Source organism: Celeribacter sp. ULVN23_4, from assembly GCF_054788345.1.
In genome coordinates this window covers 13597-34635 of record NZ_JBTVYO010000014.1, presented here as the reverse complement: position 1 = coordinate 34635, position 21039 = coordinate 13597, and the positions used below count along the sequence as shown (strand labels likewise).

At 60.1% G+C, this 21039-nt stretch carries 19 protein-coding genes, 1 tRNA gene and 1 pseudogene; 12 read left to right on the top strand and 9 right to left on the bottom strand.

Features of this window, described 5'->3' with window-relative positions; translation table 11 throughout:
- Positions 1 to 340: 340 nt before the first annotated feature.
- The 4 genes from ACYBHZ_RS19005 to pdxH form a co-directional block, all read right to left on the bottom strand.
- A tRNA-Pro gene (locus ACYBHZ_RS19005) sits at positions 341 to 417 on the bottom strand.
- Between the two features lie 59 nt (positions 418 to 476).
- Positions 477 to 980, bottom strand: a complete 504-nt coding sequence (locus ACYBHZ_RS19000) for a DUF192 domain-containing protein (protein WP_460275892.1) — start codon at positions 978 to 980, stop codon at positions 477 to 479.
- Positions 973 to 1518, bottom strand: coding sequence for a cold-shock protein (locus ACYBHZ_RS18995; RefSeq protein WP_460275891.1), 546 nt, complete (start codon positions 1516 to 1518; stop codon positions 973 to 975). Before ACYBHZ_RS18995 ends, ACYBHZ_RS19000 begins: the two co-directional genes overlap by 8 nt.
- Positions 1519 to 1707: 189 nt before the next feature.
- Entirely contained in the window at positions 1708 to 2313 is a 606-nt protein-coding gene (gene pdxH, locus ACYBHZ_RS18990) for a pyridoxamine 5'-phosphate oxidase (protein ID WP_460275890.1), read from the bottom strand.
- A 276-nt stretch (positions 2314 to 2589) separates the two neighbouring features.
- On the opposite strand from pdxH, the gene fabI reads away from it, so the two are divergent.
- The 3 genes and pseudogenes from fabI (at position 2590) to gpt (ending at position 4643) form a co-directional block, all read left to right on the top strand.
- Positions 2590 to 3393, top strand: coding sequence for an enoyl-ACP reductase FabI (fabI, locus tag ACYBHZ_RS18985; RefSeq protein ID WP_460275889.1), 804 nt, complete (start codon positions 2590 to 2592; stop codon positions 3391 to 3393).
- A gap of 67 nt (positions 3394 to 3460) precedes the next feature.
- Positions 3461 to 4081: pseudogene (locus ACYBHZ_RS18980) on the top strand (LysE family translocator).
- A 58-nt stretch (positions 4082 to 4139) separates the two neighbouring features.
- A complete protein-coding gene (gene gpt, locus ACYBHZ_RS18975) occupies positions 4140 to 4643 on the top strand; it encodes a xanthine phosphoribosyltransferase (protein ID WP_460275888.1) in 504 nt (167 codons plus the stop codon).
- Between the two features lie 96 nt (positions 4644 to 4739).
- Here the strand turns inward: gpt and ACYBHZ_RS18970 are convergent, their stop codons facing one another.
- A complete protein-coding gene (locus ACYBHZ_RS18970) occupies positions 4740 to 5045 on the bottom strand; it encodes a hypothetical protein (RefSeq protein ID WP_460275887.1) in 306 nt (101 codons plus the stop codon).
- 320 nt (positions 5046 to 5365) lie between these two features.
- On the opposite strand from ACYBHZ_RS18970, the gene ACYBHZ_RS18965 reads away from it, so the two are divergent.
- The 3 genes from ACYBHZ_RS18965 (at position 5366) to trpE (ending at position 9993) form a co-directional block, all read left to right on the top strand.
- Positions 5366 to 6544 carry an aminotransferase gene (locus ACYBHZ_RS18965; RefSeq protein ID WP_460275886.1) on the top strand — a complete coding sequence of 393 codons (1179 nt, stop codon included), beginning with the start codon at positions 5366 to 5368 and terminating at the stop codon, positions 6542 to 6544.
- 66 nt (positions 6545 to 6610) lie between these two features.
- A complete protein-coding gene (locus ACYBHZ_RS18960) occupies positions 6611 to 8464 on the top strand; it encodes a SurA N-terminal domain-containing protein (RefSeq protein ID WP_460275885.1) in 1854 nt (617 codons plus the stop codon).
- Between the two features lie 14 nt (positions 8465 to 8478).
- Complete coding sequence (trpE, locus tag ACYBHZ_RS18955) at positions 8479 to 9993, top strand: anthranilate synthase component I (RefSeq protein WP_460275884.1); 1515 nt, start codon at positions 8479 to 8481, stop codon at positions 9991 to 9993.
- A 106-nt stretch (positions 9994 to 10099) separates the two neighbouring features.
- Here trpE and ACYBHZ_RS18950 read toward each other — a convergent pair whose 3' ends face one another.
- The gene (locus ACYBHZ_RS18950) at positions 10100 to 10561 is read right to left on the bottom strand and encodes an Lrp/AsnC family transcriptional regulator (protein WP_460275883.1); all 462 of its coding nucleotides are present in this window, start codon (positions 10559 to 10561) and stop codon (positions 10100 to 10102) included.
- A gap of 143 nt (positions 10562 to 10704) precedes the next feature.
- Here ACYBHZ_RS18950 and ACYBHZ_RS18945 point away from each other — a divergent pair, with 143 nt between their 5' ends.
- From ACYBHZ_RS18945 to ACYBHZ_RS18925, 5 genes are all read left to right on the top strand, one after another.
- Positions 10705 to 11022, top strand: a complete 318-nt coding sequence (locus ACYBHZ_RS18945) for a DUF2849 domain-containing protein (RefSeq protein ID WP_460275882.1) — start codon at positions 10705 to 10707, stop codon at positions 11020 to 11022.
- Entirely contained in the window at positions 11015 to 12685 is a 1671-nt protein-coding gene (locus ACYBHZ_RS18940) for a nitrite/sulfite reductase (protein ID WP_460275881.1), read from the top strand. The genes ACYBHZ_RS18945 and ACYBHZ_RS18940 overlap by 8 nt, the downstream gene beginning before the upstream one ends.
- On the top strand, positions 12675 to 13451 hold the full coding sequence (locus tag ACYBHZ_RS18935) for a phosphoadenylyl-sulfate reductase (protein ID WP_460275880.1): 777 nt from the start codon (positions 12675 to 12677) through the stop codon (positions 13449 to 13451). Before ACYBHZ_RS18940 ends, ACYBHZ_RS18935 begins: the two co-directional genes overlap by 11 nt.
- Positions 13448 to 13831 carry a DUF934 domain-containing protein gene (locus ACYBHZ_RS18930; protein ID WP_460275879.1) on the top strand — a complete coding sequence of 128 codons (384 nt, stop codon included), beginning with the start codon at positions 13448 to 13450 and terminating at the stop codon, positions 13829 to 13831. Before ACYBHZ_RS18935 ends, ACYBHZ_RS18930 begins: the two co-directional genes overlap by 4 nt.
- Before the next feature lie 258 nt (positions 13832 to 14089).
- Positions 14090 to 14926, top strand: coding sequence for a ferredoxin--NADP reductase (locus ACYBHZ_RS18925; RefSeq protein WP_460275878.1), 837 nt, complete (start codon positions 14090 to 14092; stop codon positions 14924 to 14926).
- Positions 14927 to 15072: 146 nt separating this feature from the next.
- On the opposite strand, the gene ACYBHZ_RS18920 is transcribed toward ACYBHZ_RS18925, so the two are convergent.
- Positions 15073 to 15822 carry a hypothetical protein gene (locus ACYBHZ_RS18920; RefSeq protein ID WP_460275877.1) on the bottom strand — a complete coding sequence of 250 codons (750 nt, stop codon included), beginning with the start codon at positions 15820 to 15822 and terminating at the stop codon, positions 15073 to 15075.
- Positions 15823 to 16087: 265 nt separating this feature from the next.
- On the opposite strand from ACYBHZ_RS18920, the gene infC reads away from it, so the two are divergent.
- Positions 16088 to 16588, top strand: a complete 501-nt coding sequence (gene infC, locus ACYBHZ_RS18915; protein WP_460275876.1) for a translation initiation factor IF-3 — start codon at positions 16088 to 16090, stop codon at positions 16586 to 16588.
- A 139-nt stretch (positions 16589 to 16727) separates the two neighbouring features.
- Here the strand turns inward: infC and ACYBHZ_RS18910 are convergent, their stop codons facing one another.
- A complete protein-coding gene (locus ACYBHZ_RS18910) occupies positions 16728 to 18410 on the bottom strand; it encodes a putative transporter (RefSeq protein WP_460275875.1) in 1683 nt (560 codons plus the stop codon).
- A gap of 519 nt (positions 18411 to 18929) precedes the next feature.
- The gene (locus tag ACYBHZ_RS18905; protein ID WP_460275874.1) at positions 18930 to 21026 is read right to left on the bottom strand and encodes a 3-hydroxyacyl-CoA dehydrogenase NAD-binding domain-containing protein; all 2097 of its coding nucleotides are present in this window, start codon (positions 21024 to 21026) and stop codon (positions 18930 to 18932) included.
- Positions 21027 to 21039: the final 13 nt, after the last annotated feature.

Sequence of the window (21039 nt, the reverse complement as noted above, 5' to 3'; positions counted from 1 at the left end):
CGGAAGCTGGCGGGTGAATCGCCTGATAAGTGGCGCTGGAGGAAATGGGTCAGCCGCGGGAATGAAACAGCAAAGCTTCGAGACATTCAGCTTACGCGAAGAGCAACGCTTAGAAATGAGCGAAACTCTATGAGAAGGTTGCATCTATATGTGTAAAGGGGCTTTGCAACTCACCTGACGGCAGAGGCGGACACCGGACACAGCAGCAACCTCCGCCCACGTACGCCTATCACTCTATATATACGAGATGAGCCCAATCGCAGAACAAGCGACAGAATGCCGAGCCACAGAAGCTAAACGCGCCCCATATATAGGGGGATATTCCAGAGATGTTTGGAAGTGGTCGGGGCGGCGAGATTCGAACTCACGACCCCCTGTACCCAAAACAGGTGCGCTACCAGACTGCGCCACGCCCCGACCGTGCGCCTCTCCTACCGTGCAAATGCGCGATTGAAAAGACCTATTCTTCGCCGTTCTTATTCCCCGGCGCAGGGATCCGCCGCATCAGCACCAAAAGCCGGATGACGCAGCACATCGCCCGGAACGATCCCAAGACGTTTTGCCAGCCCGCCATTGATTTCAAGCACGGCATATACCGCATCTCCCCCCGAAATAGGGGTCCGGTCCAAAGGCTTGGCATTGTCGTGGACGCGGGTCACAACACCGCGGCGATCTGTGAAAATCATATCGAGAGGGATAAGCGTGTTCGCCATCCAGAAGGCCACGGGCTGTGGCTTTTCATAGACGAACAGCATGCCATGGGATTTAGCCATCTCGGGTCGGTTCATAAGTCCGAGGGCACGTTCACCCGCGTCGTCGGCGATCTCGACGGAGAACCGGGCCACCAGCCCTTCCCCGCTCACGATCACCTCATCAATGTTGCAGTCCGATTGTGCCAAAGCCAATTGCGGAACGCCGAGCAGAAGCGCGACGCCGATCGTGGCCCGAACGAAGCTGCGGACTGCACCCTGCTTAGGCATGTTCTTCGACGAGCACATCTTCGCGCAGCGCGGCATCCCAAGCTGTCACATGTGCAGCCATGCGGCCTCGGCGCCCTTCAATGACGCGCAGACCGACAGCTTCGCCCGGCATCAGGTCAGCAAGCCCGGAACGGCGCAGCACTTCGATATGGATGAACACATCTTCCGGACGGCCGAACACATTGGCAAAGCCGAAGCCCTTGCCCTTATCGAACCATTTCACCCGCGCAGGCTCCAGCGGGAGAGCCAAGCTGTCTTCATCGATATCTTCGAGGTCTTCGAGCACAGCGCCCGCGCCGGTCTCCGGCGGCAGAATTTCGAGCACTTCGACGGCTTGCACACCGCGATCAGTCCGTTGAACCACGAGACGAATGCCCGCCCCATCCGCGACGGAACTTTGCCCAAAATTGCGCAGCACGTTGGCGTGCAACAAAATATCCGGCCCGCCGTCGTCGGCGACCACAAATCCAAATCCACGGGTTGGATCGAACCATTTTACCTGGCCCGATACGACCTTGCCCAAGTCAGTCTCGTTCATTCTCTCTATACTCACAAAGGCCCGGCCAAACGGTCGGGCCCAATCTATGGGGCGTGAGCCCCTCATCCCAGCTAGACCCTGTGCCATTCGCGCCAAAGGTGCAAGACCCCTTTACCCTGTCTTTTTGACCATTTTTTGATCAAATGGTCCAAGGCAACCCTCTCAAACAACAGGATTCAGCCGCGGAACTCATGGATTCAAACGCAAAATATCCCACGGTTGATCCGGCGCACTCCGCCGCCAGCGAAAGCGATCATGCAGGCGAAATTCTCCATCTGCCCAGAACTCGATCTCCAGTGGCGTAATCCGGTAACCACCCCAAAACGGGGGGCGTTTCGGATTTGGGCCATGGCGCAGCCCCTCTTTGGCCACCGCCTCCATCAACGCCGCTTTAGACTCGAGCGGGCGCGATTGCTGGCTCGCCCAAGCGCCGATCCGGCTGCCAAGCGCGCGGGAGCGGTAATAGGCGTCCGAATGTTCTGCGCTTTCGCGCGTGACAAGTCCGCGCACCCGCACCTGACGGCGCAGGCTTTTCCAATGCATCACGAAAGCCGCCTTGCCAGCGCTTTCGACCTCATGCCCTTTGGCGCTCTCGTAATTGGTGTAGAAGACGAACGCGTCATCCGCGATCTCTTTCAAGAGCACCATACGCACGTTCGGCAACCCATCCGGGTCCACCGTCGCGATCGCGATCGCATTGGGATCGTTGATTTCCTTGGCTTCGGCTTCCTTCAGCCACTTGCGCGCGATCTCGAACGGATCATCCCCTGCGAAAATGCCTTTGCGTGGAACCATGACAGCCTCCTTTTATTGCCCCACCGAGATAGCTCTTGCGGCGCGGAGCGGCAAGCATCCATCTCCCCCGCGCATCCCATCTGCGCGCTTACTCATGGAGGCGCCCCCCAAAAAAACAAAGACGTATTTGTCCCACAGGCTTTCTGGACCAACCCAAAGTTCGGTCAACGAACTTGTGACGCCACGTCACAAAATTGCCCCCCGCCACACTTGATCGCCTATCTGAAAACCCCTAAAGCACGTCTCAACACAAAAATAACGGGTTCGAGGAAGACCATGACGAAACTGATGGAAGGCAAACGCGGGCTGATTATGGGCCTTGCGAATGACAAATCGATCGCTTGGGGCATTGCCAAAGCTCTCTCAGATCACGGCGCAGAGCTGTGCTTTTCCTATCAGGGCGAGCAGTTGAAAAAACGCGTCGATCCGCTGGCTGAACGTCTCGGCTCCGATTTCGTCGTGGAATGCGACGTGGCGGACGAAGGCTCCATCGACGCTCTGTTTGCAGCAATCAAAGAGAAATGGGGCAAGATCGACTTTATCGTTCACGCCATCGGCTTCTCCGACAAGAACGAGCTGCGCGGTCGCTATGTCGACACGTCCCGCGCCAACTTCAACCTGACCATGGACATCTCCGTGTTCTCCTTCACCGCTGTTGCGCAACGCGCGGCGAAGCTGATGACCGAAGGTGGCGCGATGCTGACCATGACCTATTACGGTGCCGAGCGCGTGATGCCGCATTACAACGTGATGGGTGTTGCAAAAGCCGCTCTCGAAGCTTCCGTGCGCTACCTCGCCGAAGACCTCGGCAAAGACGGCATCCGCGTCAACTCGATCTCCGCTGGTCCGATCAAGACGCTGGCTGCGTCCGGCATCGGCGATTTCCGCTACATCATGAAATGGAACGAGTACAACTCGCCGCTGCGCCGCAACGTGAGCATCGACGACGTTGGCAACTCCGCCCTCTACCTGCTGTCCGATCTGGGCGCGGGCGTAACCGGCGAGACCCACCACGTGGACGCGGGCTACCATGTCGTCGGCATGAAAGCCGTGGACGCCCCGGATATTTCAAAGGGCTGATCCGCCCCGCCAGACCATTTTTGAAACGGGGGCTTTGCGGTCCCCGTTTTGTCATCTTTGGGAGGAGATGATGACACTTACTGTATTCCTGTCGATCCTGAGCATTCACCTGATCGCTGCCATGAGCCCCGGTCCGTCCTTCGTCGTCTCCGTGCGCACGGCGGCCTCCGAAGGCTTCCGTCCGGCGTTCGGCCTTGCCGTAGCCTTCGGGCTTGGCGCCGTGATCTGGGCCTTGGCCGCCATGTCCGGCCTTTCCGTCCTCTTCTAACTGTTTCCCCGCACCTATCTCGCCTTCAAACTGGCGGGCGGACTGTTCCTCATTTGGATCGGCTACAAAACCTTTCGTCACGCCCGCATTCCCCTGCCCTCATCCGAAAGCCTCACGGCGAGCCCGCGCTCTCTGGCCAATGCCTTCCGGCTCGGATTGACGACCCAACTGTCGAATCCGAAACCTGCCGTGTTTTTCGGGGCGGTGTTTGCCGGACTGATCCCGCCGGAAACACCTCTCTCCGTGAAGGTGCTTTTGCTGTTTTTCGTCTTTTTTGATGAAACCTTGTGGTATCTGATTGTCGCGCGCGTTTTTTCGCGGCAAAAAGCACGACAAGCCTATGGCCGGGCCAAGCTTTGGACCGATCGCGCCTTTGGCGGCCTGATTGCCGCTTTCGGGGTGCGGATCGCCCTGACGTGACCCGTCACTTCCAACTCTGCCGCGCCAAGTACGCCATGACGATGAAAGGATGAAACCGATGTCCGACCGCCTGCCCCATGAGAAAGGGTTTCACATCAGCTGGGACCAGATCCACCGCGACAGCCGCGCGCTGGCTTGGCGGCTCGATGGCAAGGGGCCCGATGACGGCGCATGGCGCGCCATTGTCGCGATCACCCGCGGCGGCATGGCCCCGGCGATGATCATCGCCCGCGAGCTGGACATTCGCACCGTCGATACGATCTCCGTGAAATCCTACGACCACCAGTCCCAGTCCGACGCCGTGGTCCTGAACTCCCCGGACGCCGAGATGATGGGCGATGGCAGCGGCATTCTCGTGATCGACGATCTGGTGGACAGCGGCAAAACGCTTGAACTGGTCCGTGCCCTGTACCCGAAGGCCCATTTCGCCACCGTCTACGCAAAACCGAAAGGCCGCGCGCAGGTGGACAGCTACATCACCGAAGTGTCTCAGGACACTTGGATTTTCTTCCCTTGGGATATGGCGATGCAATACGTCAAGCCCTATCGCGGGCGCGACTGAACCGCAGACCAAATCCTTGGGACATATGTCCGAAATAGAAAGCCCCGCCAAACGCGGGGCTTTTCTTTGTCATCCTTTTGACAGCGTGCGAGAAGATCAGGCCGCGCTCGCTTGCCCCCCCAAACGGCGGAACATGTCCTGGGCCTTATTGATTTCCAACTCGGCAAAGGCCAGAGACCCCTCACGATCAAAGGCGCGCAGCACGGCATCAATCGCACCGCAGGCCGAGCGGACCAGATAGCCAGCATGCCGCATCTCCATATCGTAGGAGGCATCGCGAATGCGATCCGTCAACTCTTCCTCGCGCGCAGAATCCCCGATCCGGGCCATGTCCAGCGCGGCGCGAAGGTCTTCAATTAGATAGTGATCCCCCCGCATCTCGCGGGCATCCAGAACTGCCATAGCTACCTCATATCGTTTTTTCCCCTTGGCCCCTTTTGGCGCGGGTCTATATTCAGTTGGGCGCTTTTGCCTGAGTGTCATCCTAGGCTCTTGCGAAAATCGTAAACAAAGGATGAAAACCTCATCGAAAACTGCTCACCCCGGCGTGTACGTCTTTTTTTTCAGCACCTTGCCGGAGTTTTCATCAAATCATAGGTGCGAAAGCCTCATTTGACCGTCGTCTTATCCCGAGACCTCCCCCCGAACCGTGATCACACAGACCGATTGCATCCCCCGATCCGGGCTTCTAAATTCGGAGGGAACGTATAAAGGACCCTTCTATGCTTGACCCGCTTACCCCCACGATGGCTCACACCGCAGCCTCGCCGATCGTCGCATCGAAAAGCTGGATAGAAGGCATGAGCTTCCCGCCGGAACGTCCCTTGATCAACGTCAGCCAAGCCGCCCCGATGGAGGCCCCGCCTCTGGCGCTGCGCGAGGAGATCGCCCGCATCGCTCTCGAAGACACGAGCGCGCATCTCTATGGCCCGGTTCTGGGATTGCCGGAACTCCGCGCCGAGCTCGCAAACCAGTGGTCCGCCGCCTATCACGCCGAGATCTCCGCCCACGAGGTCGCCATCACCTCCGGCTGCAACCAAGCCTTCACCGGCGTCATGAGCACAATCGCCAGCACGGGCGACGAAGTGATCCTCGCAACGCCTTGGTATTTCAATCATAAAATGTGGTGCGACATGAACGGGGTCACGGCCGTTCCCTTGCCCACTGGCGACGATTTGATCCCGGATCTCGAAACCGCCGCCCGGTTGATCACGCCGCGCACCAAGGCCCTCGTGCTGATCACGCCGAACAATCCGGGCGGCGTTGAATACCCGGCGGAGCTTTTGACGAAATTTTACGCCTTGGCGCGCGAACACCGGATCATGCTCATTCTCGACGAGACCTATCGTGATTTCGACAGCCGCTCTGAGGTGCCGCATTACCTGTTCCGTCAGCCCGACTGGCACAACACCTTGGTGCATCTCTATTCCTTCTCAAAAGCCTTCCGCCTTACGGGCCATCGCGTCGGTGCCCTGATCGCCGCGCCCGAACGGCTGGCTGAGGTCGAGAAATATCTCGATACGGTCACCATCTGCCCCAACCAGATCGGCCAGCGCGCCGCCCTCTGGGGCCTTCAGAACCTGAGCCAATGGGTCGCCGGAGAACGCGCAGAAATCCTCGCCCGCCGCGACGCGATGCAGGACGGGTTTGCCCGTCTCAAAGGCTGGCAACTCTTGGGCTGCGGCGCCTTCTTTGCCTATGTCGAACACCCGTTCGATATGCCCTCGTCCGAGCTCGCCCCGTGGCTTGTACGCGAAGCTGGCGTGCTTCTCTTGCCCGGCACCGCCTTCATGCCAGCAAACGATCCGCGTGCCGAACGGCAATTGCGTATCGCCTTCGCCAATATCGACGTTGCTGGCATCTCTGAGCTTTTCACGAGATTGGCACAAATCGCGCCCTGATCCGCCTTGCCCTCCCTGCCGCTTGCTTCTACACACTTTGCCAACCTTTGATGGGAGAAAAAGACTATGGCGAGCGGCAAAGGCTCTGGCGCGAAAATGGTGGTATGGGGGATTCTCGGTCTCCTCATCATCGGCCTCGGCGGATTTGGAACAGCGAATTTCGGCGGCGGCGTGACCCGCGTGGCCTCTGTTGGCGAGGAAGAGATTTCCGTCAACGACTATGCCAACGCGCTGCAAGGCCAGATGCGCAGCATCTCCGCGCAAACCGGCCAAGGCTTTTCCATCAGCCAGGCGCAGGAATTCGGCCTGACGCAACAGGTGCTGGATCAGCTCCTGTCCCAAGCCGCGCTTGATGGCGAAACCGCCCGTCTCGGCATTTCGGTCGGCGATGACGCCGTGCGCCGCGAACTGCTGACCTATGATGCGTTCAAAGGCATCGACGGCAAGTTCGACACCGACGCCTACAAAGAGCTGCTCGCCCGCAACAACATGAACGAAAAAGACTTCGAAGCCGATCTGCGCAAAGAAGCCTCTCGTTCGATCCTCACCGGCGCGCTCGCCTCCGGCATCACCATGCCCCCCTCCTACGGCCAGACCGTCGTGGATTGGCTCGGCGAACGCCGCACAATCTCGACCGCCGTTCTCTCCGCCTCCGATCTCGAAACCGGCAGCCCTGTCGCCTCTGACGCCGACATTCAGAGCTGGTACGATGCGCATCCGGATGCTTACACGGCCCCGGAAGCCCGCCGGATCACCTATGTCTGGCTCACCCCGGCGATGCTGACCGACAAGGTCGATCTCGATGAGGCGGCTCTGCGCAAACTCTACGACGACAACATCGACAGCTATGTCCAGCCGGAACGCCGTCTGGTCGAACGTCTGGTGTTTGGCACCGAGGACGAGGCCCAAGCCGCCGCTGACCGTATCGCATCCGGCGAAAGCAGCTTTGACGACGAAGTCACCGCACGCGGCCTTGATCTGAGTGACGCCGATATGGGCGATGTCTCCGAAAGCGACCTGTCCAGCGCCGTTGGTCCCGCCGTCTTCGCGCTTGAGGGCACCGGTGTTGCAGGTCCGCTCATGTCCGATCTCGGCCCGGCGCTCTACCGTGTCAATGGCACGCTCGCAGGCACGGAGATTTCCTTTGAAGACGCCCGCGACGAACTGGCGACCGAGATGGCCGCAGATGCCGCTTCCCGTCTGATCGCGGATCAGATCGAAACCTTCGACAACGATCTCGCGGGCGGTTACACGCTCGAAGATCTGGCCAACGAAACCGATATGGAACTGGGGCAGCTGGATTGGACCTCGGAAAGCGAAGGCGGGATCGCCGCCTACACCGCCTTCCAGGACGCGGCCGCCAAAGTCACCCTCGATGATTACCCGGAAATCGTACAACTCTCCGACGGCGGCGTCTTTGCGCTGCGCCTCGACGAGATTGTTCCGGCGACGGTGAAGCCGCTCGATCAGGTCCGCGACCAAGTCGCCGCCGATTGGGAAGCCGATGCCCTGACCCAGAAGCTCACGGCCCGCGCCGAGGCGCTTGAGACCAGCGTGGCCTCCGGGACCGCCATGGCCGATCTGGGCCTGCCGCTGGAGCAGTTCGACGCAATCACCCGTCAGGATTACATCTCCACCATGCCCGCAGGCTTCATGGATGCGGTCTTCGCTCCCGGCCTGAAAGCAGGCGGCACGACCCTGATCCCCGGCGAAGGCCGCGTGATCATCGCCAAGGTCGAAACCGTCAACGCCCCCGAAGCTTCGGAGGAAAACGACGCCATCGCGAAGAATTACATCGACACCGCCGCCCAAGGCGCGGCCACCGATGTAATCGACGCTTTCGCCAATGCGCTGCGCACCCGCGACGGCGTCACGGTGAACCAGACTGCGCTCAATGCGGTCCACAGCCAGATGCAGTAAGAAAGACGCCCGATATGGCCACCCTCATCCCCTCTTATTCCGACTTTGAGACCGGCTTCGAGGCGGGCAAGAACCAGCTCGTCTACGCCAAGGTGGCCGCCGATCTCGACACGCCCGTATCGATCATGCTCAAACTCGCGGGCGCCCGCACCGACAGTTTCATCCTTGAATCGGTCACCGGCGGTGAAGTGCGCGGGCGCTATTCGATCGTGGGGATGAAGCCGGACCTGATCTGGAGATGCGATGGCACGACGGCCTCGATCAACCGCAACGCGCGTTTCGACGCCGACAGCTACGAGACCGATGAGCGCGATCCCCTCGCCTCGATCCGCGCCCTGATCGCAGAAAGCCGCATCGACATTCCGGACGAGCTTCCGGGCGCGGCAGCGGGCCTCTTCGGCTATCTCGGCTATGACATGATCCGTCTGGTCGAGCATCTTCCGAATGTGAACCCCGATCCGATCGGCCTGCCCGATGCGGTTCTCATGCGCCCCTCGGTGATCGCCATCCTCGATGGCGTCAAAGGCGATGTGATCCTTGTGTCTCCGGCTTGGGCCAACTCCGGCCTGTCCGCCAAGGCCGCCTATGCGCAGGCCGCAGAGCGGGTCATGGACGCGCTTCGCGATCTCGAACGTGCGCCGTCGGAAGCCAGCCATGAGATGGGCGAGGCATTCATTGCTCCGCCGTCCACGTCGAACTTCACGCATGAGGGCTACAAGGCTGCCGTCGAGAAGGCGAAGGAATACATCACCGCAGGTGACATCTTCCAGGTCGTTCCGGCGCAGCGCTGGACCCAAGAGTTCCCGCTCCCGCCCTTCTCGCTCTACCGCTCCCTGCGGCGCACCAACCCGTCGCCCTTCATGTTCTTCTTCAACTTCGGCGGCTTCCAGATCATCGGCGCATCGCCTGAGATTCTCGTGCGCGTTTTTGGCAACGAGGTCACGATCCGCCCCATCGCGGGCACCCGCAAACGCGGCGCGACCCCGGCGGAAGACAAGGCTCTCGAAGAAGACTTGCTGTCGGACGAAAAGGAACTGGCCGAGCACCTGATGCTGCTCGATCTGGGCCGCAACGATACCGGCAAAGTGTCCAAAATCGGCACGGTTCACCCGACCGAGGAGTTCATCATCGAGCGCTATTCCCACGTCATGCACATCGTCTCCAACGTGGTCGGTGAGCTGCGCGAGGACGAAGACGCGCTATCCGCCCTGCTCGCGGGTCTGCCCGCTGGCACGGTTTCGGGCGCACCGAAAGTCCGCGCTATGGAGATCATCGACGAGCTGGAACCCGAGAAACGCGGCGTCTATGGCGGCGGCGTCGGCTACTTCTCCGCAGGCGGTGACATGGACATGTGCATCGCATTGCGCACCGCGGTTTTGAAAGACGAAAAGCTCTACATCCAAGCCGGTGGCGGCGTTGTCTACGACAGCGACCCAGAGGGCGAGTATCAGGAAACCGTCAACAAATCCAACGCCCTGCGCAAAGCGGCTGAGGATGCGGGCCTGTTCACGCGCTCCGGCAATCACTGAGCCGAGCCCATCTAAGAACCAAAGGCGCACCGGTCATCCGATGCGCCTTTTCTTTTGTCCTGAAATATCCTGCGGGGGGTCCGGGGGCGCAAAGCCCCCGCCGCGCTCACAACGGCAATTCCGTCGTCGATTTGATCTCTTCCATCGAAAGCAGCGCCGTGACGTTGTAGATCGACACCTCCTTGATCAGTGCCTGATAGAAATCGTCGTACGCCTTCGCGTTCTTCACCCGCACCTTAAGGATATAGTCGATCTCCCCCGCAAGCCGGTGCGCCTCCAAAACCTCGGGACGGCGTTGCAGCACTTGCAGGAACTTCTCCTGCCAATTCGCCTCGTGGGCGTTGGTGCGCACCAAGACGAAGAAACAGGCCTCAAGCCCGAGGCTCTCCGGATCGAGGATCACCGTCTGCTGGCCGATGACGCCACCCTCTTTCATCTTGCGGATACGATTCCACACCGGGGTCTTCGAAGAGCCGACTTTACGGGCAATCTCGTCCAAAGACTGGCTCGCATCCTTTTGCAGCTCGCCCAGAATTTTCCGATCCATCGCGTCGATTTGGTCCGTCATTTCGATTTTCCTTTCTTTCCCGGAACGCCGGACCGACTGCTGCAAGGACAAGGAACATTCATCCTTATTCATGCGCATGGCTAGCCCAAACTTGGAACAATGTTCTAAATTAACCGCAAGATTTCGCAAGTTGGAAAAAAGCCATGCCGCGTCCGTTCACGCCCAAAGCCGTCACCGCAAACGCTCTTCTCGAAGGCGATGTGATCTATCTCGACCACGCCGGTCAGTGGGTCCGCGATCTGCGCATGGCCTGCGCCTACACAGAACAAGAGACGGCCGAGGCCGCACTCGGTGAGGCGCAAAAAGACATCACTGTCGTCGGCCCCTATCTGGCCGACGTGCGCCTCGGCGAGCACGGCCCGGAGCCGACCCATTTCCGCGAGGACTTCCGCCGCACCGGCCCGTCCAACTATTTCCACGGAAAACAAGAGACCAATCAGGAGGTCGAAGCCCATGTATAAGTACAACGACTTCGACGAAGCCTTTGTCCGCACCCGCGTCGCACAATTCTCCGCCCAAGTGGCCCGCCGCATCGACGGCGCGCTGACCGAGGAGGAATTCCGCCCGCTGCGCCTGATGAACGGTCTGTATCTGCAACTGCACGCTTACATGCTGCGGGTCGCGATCCCCTATGGCACGCTCAGCAGCCGCCAGATGGATCAGCTCGCCCATATCGCAGAGACCTATGACCGTGGTTACGGCCATTTCACCACACGGCAGAACATCCAGTACAACTGGCCGAAACTGCCCGACGTCCCCGCGATCCTCTCGGATCTCGCGGATGTGGAGATGCATGCGATCCAGACATCCGGCAACACCATCCGCAACGTGACCGCGGACCATTTCGCGGGCGCTGCCGCCGATGAGATCGCCGATCCGCGTCCCATCGCAGAGCTGATCCGCCAATGGTCCACCGACCACCCGGAATTCCAGTTCCTGCCACGCAAGTTCAAAGTCGCCGTCTCCGGCGCGAAAGCCGACCGCGCGGTGATCAAGGCACATGACATCGGGCTTTACCTGCGCGAACAGGAGGGTGAGATCGGCGCACAGATCATCGTCGGTGGCGGCCTCGGGCGCACACCGATGGTCGGCAAGGTGCTTAAGGACTTCGTCTCGCTCGAAGACCTCCTGCCCTATTTGGAGGCCACCGTCTCCGTCTGGAACCTCCTGGGCCGCCGCGACAACAAATACAAAGCCCGGATCAAGATCACTGTGCATGAGCACGGGATCGAAGACATCCGCGCCCGTGTCGAGGCCCGTTTTGCACAGGTCAAACCGGCCTTCGGCGGCATCGACATGGAGATGCTGAACGATATTCGTGCGGCTTTCTCTGCGCCCGCGTTCCGGGAGGCCTCCACGGAATCCTTTGATCGCGCCTATGAGGTCGATCCGGCGTTCCGCAGCTGGGCCGACACGAACCTGAGCGCACACAAAGCGCCGGGCTATGCCATCGCGACCGTCTCGCTCAAGACGCCAGGTCAGACGCCGGGGGATGCCTCCGCCGATCAGATGCGGGTGCTCGCTGAGCTGGCACGGACCTATGGCCATGACGAACTGCGCATTTCCCATGAGCAGAACGTGATCCTGCCGCATGTCCACAAAGCCGATCTTCCGGCGATCTATGCGGCGCTGAAAGCCGCCGAACTTGCCACGGCCAACATCGGGCTGGTGAGCGACATCATCGCCTGCCCCGGCATGGATTACTGCGCGCTGGCCACCGCCCGCTCGATCCCCGTCGCACAGGGCATTGCCACCCGGTTCGAAGAGCTGAAACTCGAACACGAGATCGGCCCGCTGAAGATCAAGATCTCCGGCTGCATCAACGCCTGTGGTCACCACCACGTCGGTCACATCGGCATTCTCGGCCTCGACCGCGCGGGCGTGGAGAACTACCAGATCACACTTGGCGGCGATGGCACCGAAGACATGGTGATCGGTGATCGCACCGGGCCGGGCTTTGCCTATGACGAGATCGTCCCGGCGATCGAACGCATCCTGCTGGCCTATCTGGAGCTGCGCGAAGCCCCTGAGGAGACTTTCCTCATGACCTATCGCCGCCTCGGCATGGCCCCGTTCAAGGACGCGCTCTATCCGCCGAAAGAGGAAGCCGCCAATGCAGCCTGAACGCCTACAGCCGCTTGAGCTGTTGACCGAAGAGTTCGGCTCCGTGGACAGCCGCGTGGCGCGCCTCAACGCGCGCTACGCCAACCACTCGGCGACCTCTGTGCTGGAGCTCGCCCTGCGGGACCGCGAATTGGGCCGGATTGCGCTCGTGTCCTCCTTCGGCGCGGAAAGCGTTGTGCTTTTGCACATGATTTCCGTCATGAAACCGGACACGCCGGTGATCTTCATCGACACGGAAATGCTGTTCGAGGAAACCATCCAGTATCAGCTGGATGTCATCGACCGGCTCGATCTGCGTGACGTGCGCCGCATCCGGCCCGCCCCGGCGAGCCTAGCGGCCAATGATCCGGACAGCCTCTTGCATCTCGAGAACAAGGACGCCTGCTGCAACCTGCGCAAAACCGTGCCGCTGCATAAGGCGTTGGGGCAATTCGATGCCTGGATCACCGGACGCAAACGGTTTCAGGGGACGACGCGCGCCTCGCTCGATTTCTTCGAGAATGAAGACGACAGCCGGATCAAGATCAATCCGCTGGCCTATTGGGCGCCCTCGGATTTGCAGGACTACATGATCAACAACCGCCTGCCCCGTCACCCGTTGGTGGCGAAAGGCTACCCCTCGATTGGCTGCGCGCCCTGCACCAGCCCGATCAAGGACGGCGAAGACCCGCGCGCCGGACGCTGGCGCGGAGAAGAGAAAACCGAATGCGGCATCCATCTCGTCGATGGCAAGATGGTGCGTATCTCGAAAGGAGACGCCTCATGAGCGTGATCATTCGTGACGACGGCTTTATCGCCGAGGATTATAGCGGCGATTGGGTGGAGCTGAGCTCCGACACCGATCCCGAAAGCCTTGCCCAACACGGCAACGCCCCGGCGATCCGGATCAATTTCCCGAGCTTTGCCGACGGGCGCGGCTTCACCCTTGCCCGCCTGTTGCGGCTCGCCGGGTTTCAGGGGCGGTTGCGTGCCGAGGGCCATGTGATCTGTGAGCAATATGCCATGGCGCGGCGTTCGGGCTTTGACGAGGTGGAGATCAGCGACGAGCTGGCCGCACGTCAGCCCGAAGAGCTTTGGAGCACGCGCGCCGACTGGCGTGCGCATGACTATCAGGGGCGCCTGCGTGCGAATGCGCAGAATTTTTGACCAAAAGGTCTAAAATTTTGGCAAACTGGCCGTATCATCCCAGCTCAGCCCTTCAAGAGCTGCTGAAAACCTTTGGTTTGCTTGCAAGGAAAAGACAAAACGTCCAAAAGAGGCGCAAGGCAATCTGCGTCTTTTGACCTGATGACTGAATGGATGCCTGACACAGATCAATGATGCATTCATGATATTGAATTAGAGCCATCCGCATCACGGAACAGCCCGAGATGCGAGACACTGAACACGGCCCGAGAGAAAGTGATGACTGAGTTGAACGACGTAACCGAGACAAAAGCCAAAGCCGTTCCCACCCTGCCCGATGCCGCCAAGGTTCTTGAGGTGAAACACTGGAACGACCGGCTGTTTTCCTTCAAGGTCGAACGCCCGCAAACCCTGCGGTTCCGGTCCGGCGAATTCGTGATGATCGGCCTGATGGGCGATGTGAACCCGAAGACCGGCAAGGCCAAGCCGCTGCTGCGCGCCTACTCCATCGCCTCGCCGAGCTGGGAAGAGCATCTGGAATTCTATTCCATCAAAGTGCAGGACGGCCCGCTGACCTCGCGTTTGCAGCACATCCAGCCCGGCGATGAAATCATCCTGCGCCCGAAACCCGTCGGCACCCTCGTGGTCGATGCGCTTCTGCCCGGCAAACGCCTTTGGTTCTTCGCCACCGGCACCGGAATCGCCCCCTTCGCCTCGCTGATGCGCGAACCGGAAGTGTACGAGAAATATGACGAGGTCATTCTCATGCACACCTGTCGCGAAGTCTCGGAACTCGAATATGGCCGTCAACTGGTCGAGCACATCAAATCCGACGAGATCCTCTCCGAGATCGAAGACGGCAAGCTGCGCTACTACCCGACGACGACCCGCGAAGAGTTCCACCACATGGGCCGCGTCACCGACAACCTCAGCTCCGGCAAGGTGTTCGAGGATCTCGGCATCCCGCCGATGAACCCGGAAACCGACCGCGGCATGGTCTGCGGCAACCTCGCGTTCAACAAGGATATTATGGCGATCCTCGACGGCTTCGGCCTGCGCGAAGGTGCCAATTCCGAACCGAAGGAATATGTGGTCGAGAAAGCTTTCGTGGACTGATCGCGCCACTGCCCAACAGACCAAAGCTCGAAAGATCGAAGCCCCGCAGTTCGCGGGGCTTTTTCTTTGCCAGGAAATCTCACGAAAAAGGCCGTGCAGGGTGTCCCGCACGGCCTTCTCTCTGCTCGCTCTTACTCAGCGGTCTTTTACATCCCGAGAAGAATCCGGGTTTTCTCCAGAATGGTGCTCAGGATCGCCGGGTTCTCGGCGGCTTGTTCCATGCTGGTGATGACGGTAGATTTGGCTTCATCCGACAGGGAGGAGGCATTCACCAGTTCGGTAGCCTTGTCGAGATCGAACCCATCAACGGTCAGCACTTCGGCTGCGGCTGCCATATCAAAGCCGGTTTCGCCCTTGATCGTGGCCGCCTCAGTGGCTTCATCGGTCACTTCCGGGGCAGCAGCGTCAGCGGCATCAGCAGCGGCTTCCATTGCATCAGAGGCGGCTTCGGCAGCCACATCGGTCGCGGCTTCGGCGGTGTCCGCGGCAACCTCAGCGGCGTCAGACGCGGCTTCAGTTGCAGCTTCAGACGCCTCGCTTGCAGCATCGGCGGCATCCGTGGCGGCTTCGACCGCAGTTTCCGCCGCATCAGAGGCAGCTTCAACCGCACCTTCGCCAGCGGCGGTCACGGCATCGGTTGCCGCATCAACGGCGTCAGACGCGGCTTCGCTGGCGTCCTCGGCAGCATCAGCCGCCGCGTCGCTTGCCGTGCCGGCAATTTCTTCGGCCGTTTCGGACACAGCTTCAGCCGCATCGCTGACAGCATCGGAGGCCTGCTCCATCACGGAACCGGTGGTTTCGGTGGTGGTCTCGGCAGCTTTCTCTTCTTCTTTACAAGCCGCAAGCGTCAGCGCGAGGCTCGTCACAAGAGCGCCAGTCAAAATACGTTTGGTCATGTCAGTTTTCCTCACCCTTTAAAATGTGGAGAACTTGTCACCCCCCACTGGAGGCGGATATGGCATGGGGTCTACTGAATTGAAAGGGTTCGGAGCGAGCGATTTTCCCCGTCCCGGCCTTCCTGTGCGAGAAGCCGCCGAATGCGGGTTGAAAGCGGCGGCGTTACGCCTTATTTTCCCGCAACACAAACGAAATGACGAACAGGAGCCGACCATAGCCCGCAGACCGCATAACGCCCCGCCGACCCGTGACACTGGACCTCGCGTGAATGAACGCATCCGTGCACCGGAAATCCGACTGATCGGTGCAGAGGGCGAAAACGTCGGGGTCGTACACCCCGCGAAGGCAATGGACATGGCCGCAGAGGCCGGTCTTGATCTGGTCGAAATTTCTCCGAACGCCACGCCGCCGGTCTGTAAGATCATGGATTACGGCAAGTTCAAATACGAACAGCAAAAGCGCGAATCCGAAGCCCGGAAAAAGCAGAAGACCATCGAGATCAAAGAGGTCAAATTCCGCCCCGGTACGGACACGCACGACTATAACGTGAAGATGAAGAACGTCTTCAAATTCCTCGAAGGCGGCGACAAGGTGAAAATCACCCTGCGTTTCCGTGGTCGTGAAATGGCGCACCAAGATCTTGGCCGTCAGCTTCTCGAACGCGTGGCCGAGGATGTGAAAGAGATCGGTAAGATCGAGAACATGCCGAAGATGGAAGGCCGTCAGATGATCATGATGATCGGCCCGCTTCCGGCCAAGGGCTAAGCCCCTGACCTGAGATTAAAGAAAAGCCCCGGAGTTTTCTCCGGGGCTTTTCTTATGGTGTGAAAGACATGTCGGCTTTGTGTCGGCAAACCGTCGGACACCTGTCGGACAATTTGTCCGCGCAGGCTCTGTCCCGCCGTTATCCGGTCAACCCGGCCGCCAGCAGAAGCACGAGAAGCTGCGGTGCGAGGATGCGCAAGAACATCACCAACGGATAGACCGAAACATAGGCAACAGATGCGGCCCCCGTCGGGCTCATCGACACGGCGAAGGCCAGCGCGGGCGGATCGGTCATCGACCCGGCCAGCACACCGCAGAGGCTAAGATAGTTGAACTTGCCGAAGATACGCGCCAGCACGCCGACAACAAGCAGCGGCGTGATCGTGATCAGGATGCCATAGCCCATCCAGATCAGCCCGTCCCCGTGTAGCAGCGTTTCAAAGAACCGGTCCCCCGCAACGATGCCCACGACGGCGAGGAAAAGCACGATGCCAAATTCTCGCAGAGCATGGTTGGCGGCAGGCGGCATGTACCATGTGAAGGGCCCCCAGTGCCCCAAACGCCCGAGCAGAATAGCCGCCATCAGCGGCCCACCTGCGAGACCGAGTTTCAAAGGTGCGGGAAGTCCCGGCACGGCCAGTGGGATCGAGCCCAGAAGCACGCCAAGAGCGATGCCGAAAAAGAGCGCCGGGAACTGCACTTCCTGCAGGCGGGTGTTCTCGTTGCCGAGCTGGCTGGCCACGGCGTCGATATCCGTTTGTGTCCCGACGACCGTCACCATATCCCCGAAGGCAAGCGTTGAGGAGGCCTGTGCCGGAATCTCTACCCCGGCCCGGCTGATCCGCGACACGGTCACACCATTGCCTTCCAGAAACGCAAGCTGACGGAGCGTCTTGCCCAAAACGCGTTCTTTCGTGACCACAAGGCGCGTCCAGGTCAGTTTCGTGCCTTTCGTCGTCATCGGCGCATCAATCTCACGCCCCAAGATCAGCTTCATCGCCTGAAGTTTTTCCTTGGGGCCAACAAGATGCAGACAATCGCCGACATGCAGTATGACATCGCGCGCAGGCACGACAAGCTCGTTTCCCGTTTTCATCCGCGACGCCACGACGCCTTGATCGAACAGGTCCGGCACGTCACCGAGGCGCAGACCGTCGAGGTTTGTATTCGTCACCTCGACATTCATCGTCGGCAGGGATTCCTCGCCGGTCCGGCTTTCCGCCTTATAGGCCGCCTCCTCCTTCTCCACCGCGATGCCGAACAGAAAGCGGATGACGAACATCGAAGTCAAAATGCCCAAAATCCCGAACGGATAGGCCATTGCGTAGCCCATGCCGGAATCTGCAACCTCAGAGGCCGGGAAACCTGCATCGCCGAGAACCTGTTGCGCCGCGCCCAGTCCGGGGGTGTTGGTGACAGCCCCCGACATCACACCGACCAGAACCGGCAGAGGCAGGTCTGTCAGCCCCCAGACAATCAGGGTCATCAGCACCCCACCGAGCACGATGGCGATGGCGGCGAGATTGAATTTCAGACCGGATTTCGCGAAGGAAGAGAAAAAACTCGGCCCGACCTGAATCCCAATCGTGTAGACGAAGAGGATCAACCCAAGTTCGCGGACGAAATGCATCACCTCGCCATCGAACTCGATCCCGGCGCGCGAGGCCAAGTGACCGATCAGGATGCCGGAGAACAGCACGCCGCCAATCCCCAGCCCAATTTTTCGAATTTGAAGTCGCCCGAACAGAAGCCCGAACGCCCCGGCGAGTGTCAGAGCGAGCGTCGTGACGGCAATGTCGGAAAGAGGGAGAGAGAGGGCCATAGGCTTGCTTTCTTTACGGAAATTTCAGTGCGGATGAAAACCGTGGTGCCGCGACCATGCGCGGCGCGGCAGAATTTGTATGTGACGTGTATCAATTTTCTGCAAAAGCATAACAGCCATGCAAGGAAAAACACGTCCATATCCAAGTTCAATGGGAAACTGCGGCCTACATGTCGGGAAATGCACAAAAAAAGAGGCGCCGCAGGAGAAACGCATACCCTGCAGCGCCAGTGTAGTATTCTGCCCACGCACAAAAGGCAGGATACGGCGCGGACGATCGGAAGGAGAGTCCGCGGGAGGAATGCAGTGGCCTGTGTCTGACTGCTGACGAGCAGGTCACTGCGCTCGAGAACTTGAATATGGCAGCGAGCGACTCGGAACCTTGATCTCGATCAACCCATATTTTCAGACCGCTATTGACCGAGGTTTCAAGCGATGAAATCCGGGAAGAATCGCAGAAAAAACCGGGCAAAAGCCCCGAAAAAAGATAAAAAATAGGAAATGAAGGCGAATTAAACCTCAGAGAAGGTTTAATTTTTCGAAATTATCGCCATTTTTCGACAACTCGCGCCAGATTGTCGCAGGCTCCCAAATGTCCGGCGCGGCATCCGCAAAGGACCGCAGGCGTTTTTCGGCCTGAAGAATCCCCATAAGGTCCGCCGCTTTCATCGGTCCGCCGTGATTGCGCGGGTAAGCTGTCGCCAACATCATCACCACGTCAATATCGACCGGATGCGTCACAGTTCCCGCCTGCAAGAGCCGCGCACCGGCATTCGCCTGCGCCAAAAGGATACGGTCGGAAATCGAGCGATCGGTGAGCGCCAGCACCGGCAACCCGCCCTGACGCCGCAGATCGGCGAGGATCGCTTCAGACGCGGTGTCATCAGGGGCCTGCCCGTCGTGATAGTCGTAGAACCCCTGCCCCGAGGCCCTCCCCTTGCGACCCTCAGAGGCGAAGAATTCCGCCACCCCGCCGGTCACATGCTCCAGCCCCAGCGCGTCCATGATCTCGCAGGGACCAGCAGGGAAACCGTAGTTCCGCATCACCCTGTCGATACGAGAGGGTCGCGCGCCCATGAGCAGAAGGACATCGACGGCCGACCAAGCGGCATCCTGCACAACGGTTGCGATCAAACCGTCGCGCGCCCGCACCGTCACCGGCAGTTTGCCGATGCGTTTCACGAAAGCATGTGCCGTGGTGAGCGCCTGATCGGAGATGCCATCACGCCGCGCAAGCTCCACCACGCGGATCGCTTGCGACGGGGCAAAGAAATGGAGGCCGAGAAAGCGCTCAGGATGCGCAAGCTCCTGCGCCATCTGCGAAAATCCGTGCTCAGCAACGGTGGCAAGCACCGTGTCTTCGGGCAGAAACTCCTCCAAACGCAACAGAAGCCGTGCCCGCGCCTCGGACGAGGCCGTTGTGGCGTCCAAAACCAGCTCTGCCTCAGACAGCCCACTCGCCGAGGTGCTGGCCATGAAATCGGCCAGTCGCGCATTGCGCACCTCTTCGGTGATCTGTCCCTGCTGCTCGGCGCGCTGATAGGCCGCGTTGATCCTTTGCTCGACCATGACAAGCTGATCGGCGGTTTGGCCGACAAGGCGCACTTTGATCCCATGATCGAGCGCCGTCATCGCAATTCCAAGCGCCATAGGCCCCGCACCGACAAGACCAAGCGTCGTCACCTCTTTCGGGCGCACACCGCTCTCGACCCCGAGGAGCCGCCAGGCACGACGTTCCGAGAAAAACGCATGTCGCAAAGCCTGAGAGGCCTCACTGTCAAAACAATCGGCCCGCGCCACGGTTTCGCGCGCCACCCCGGCGTCGAACGGCATGATCAGAGCCGCGTCCACACAATCGATGATCTGTTCAAAGGCCCCGCCCCGCGTGTCCTTCATCTCCGCGCGCCGCGTCATGGTCTCGTGCATATAGCGCGCGCCATCCGCAAAACCGCGCGTCACGTCCCGGCTCGGGCGTGGCCCTTTGCCTTCGGCAATCAGCCGCTCCGCCAATTCGATCGCAGCATCAATCGGCTTTTGCTGCGACACCTCATCGACCAAGCCGAGTTTGCGCGCCTCAAGCGCCGGGATCGGACGCCCCGACAAGAACAGGTCCAAAGCCGGGCCAGCGCCGATGAGACGCGGCAGACGCTGTGTCACGCCGCCCGTCGGGACAAGACCCAGAGTGATCTCGGGCGCACCGATGCGCGCCAAGGGGCCCATAATGCGGTAATGCGCCGCCAGCGCCAGCGCCAAACCCGCTTCCAGCGTGCTGCCGTGCAAGGCGACGATCACGGGTTTCGAACAGGCTTCAATGCGGTCGCAAACGGCGTTGAGTCCCGGCTCTGCGTCCTGCGCCATAAGCGCGTCCGGCGGAAAACCGGAGCAAAACGACGTGCCCTCTCCGCCGAGCACGATGGCTTTCACCTCGGGATCGTGCTCCGCCGCGTCAATCGCGACCATCAGATCGGAACGCATCTCACGGGTCAGCATATTGACGGGGGGCAATGTCAGCCGCAACAGCGCGACATCCCCCAAACGCCGCCCCCGGACACGCGCGGGTCTCCGGGCGTGTTCGTCATCCTGTTGTACTTTGACCTGCTGCGCCGCCCCACTCATCTGCGCCTCCCAC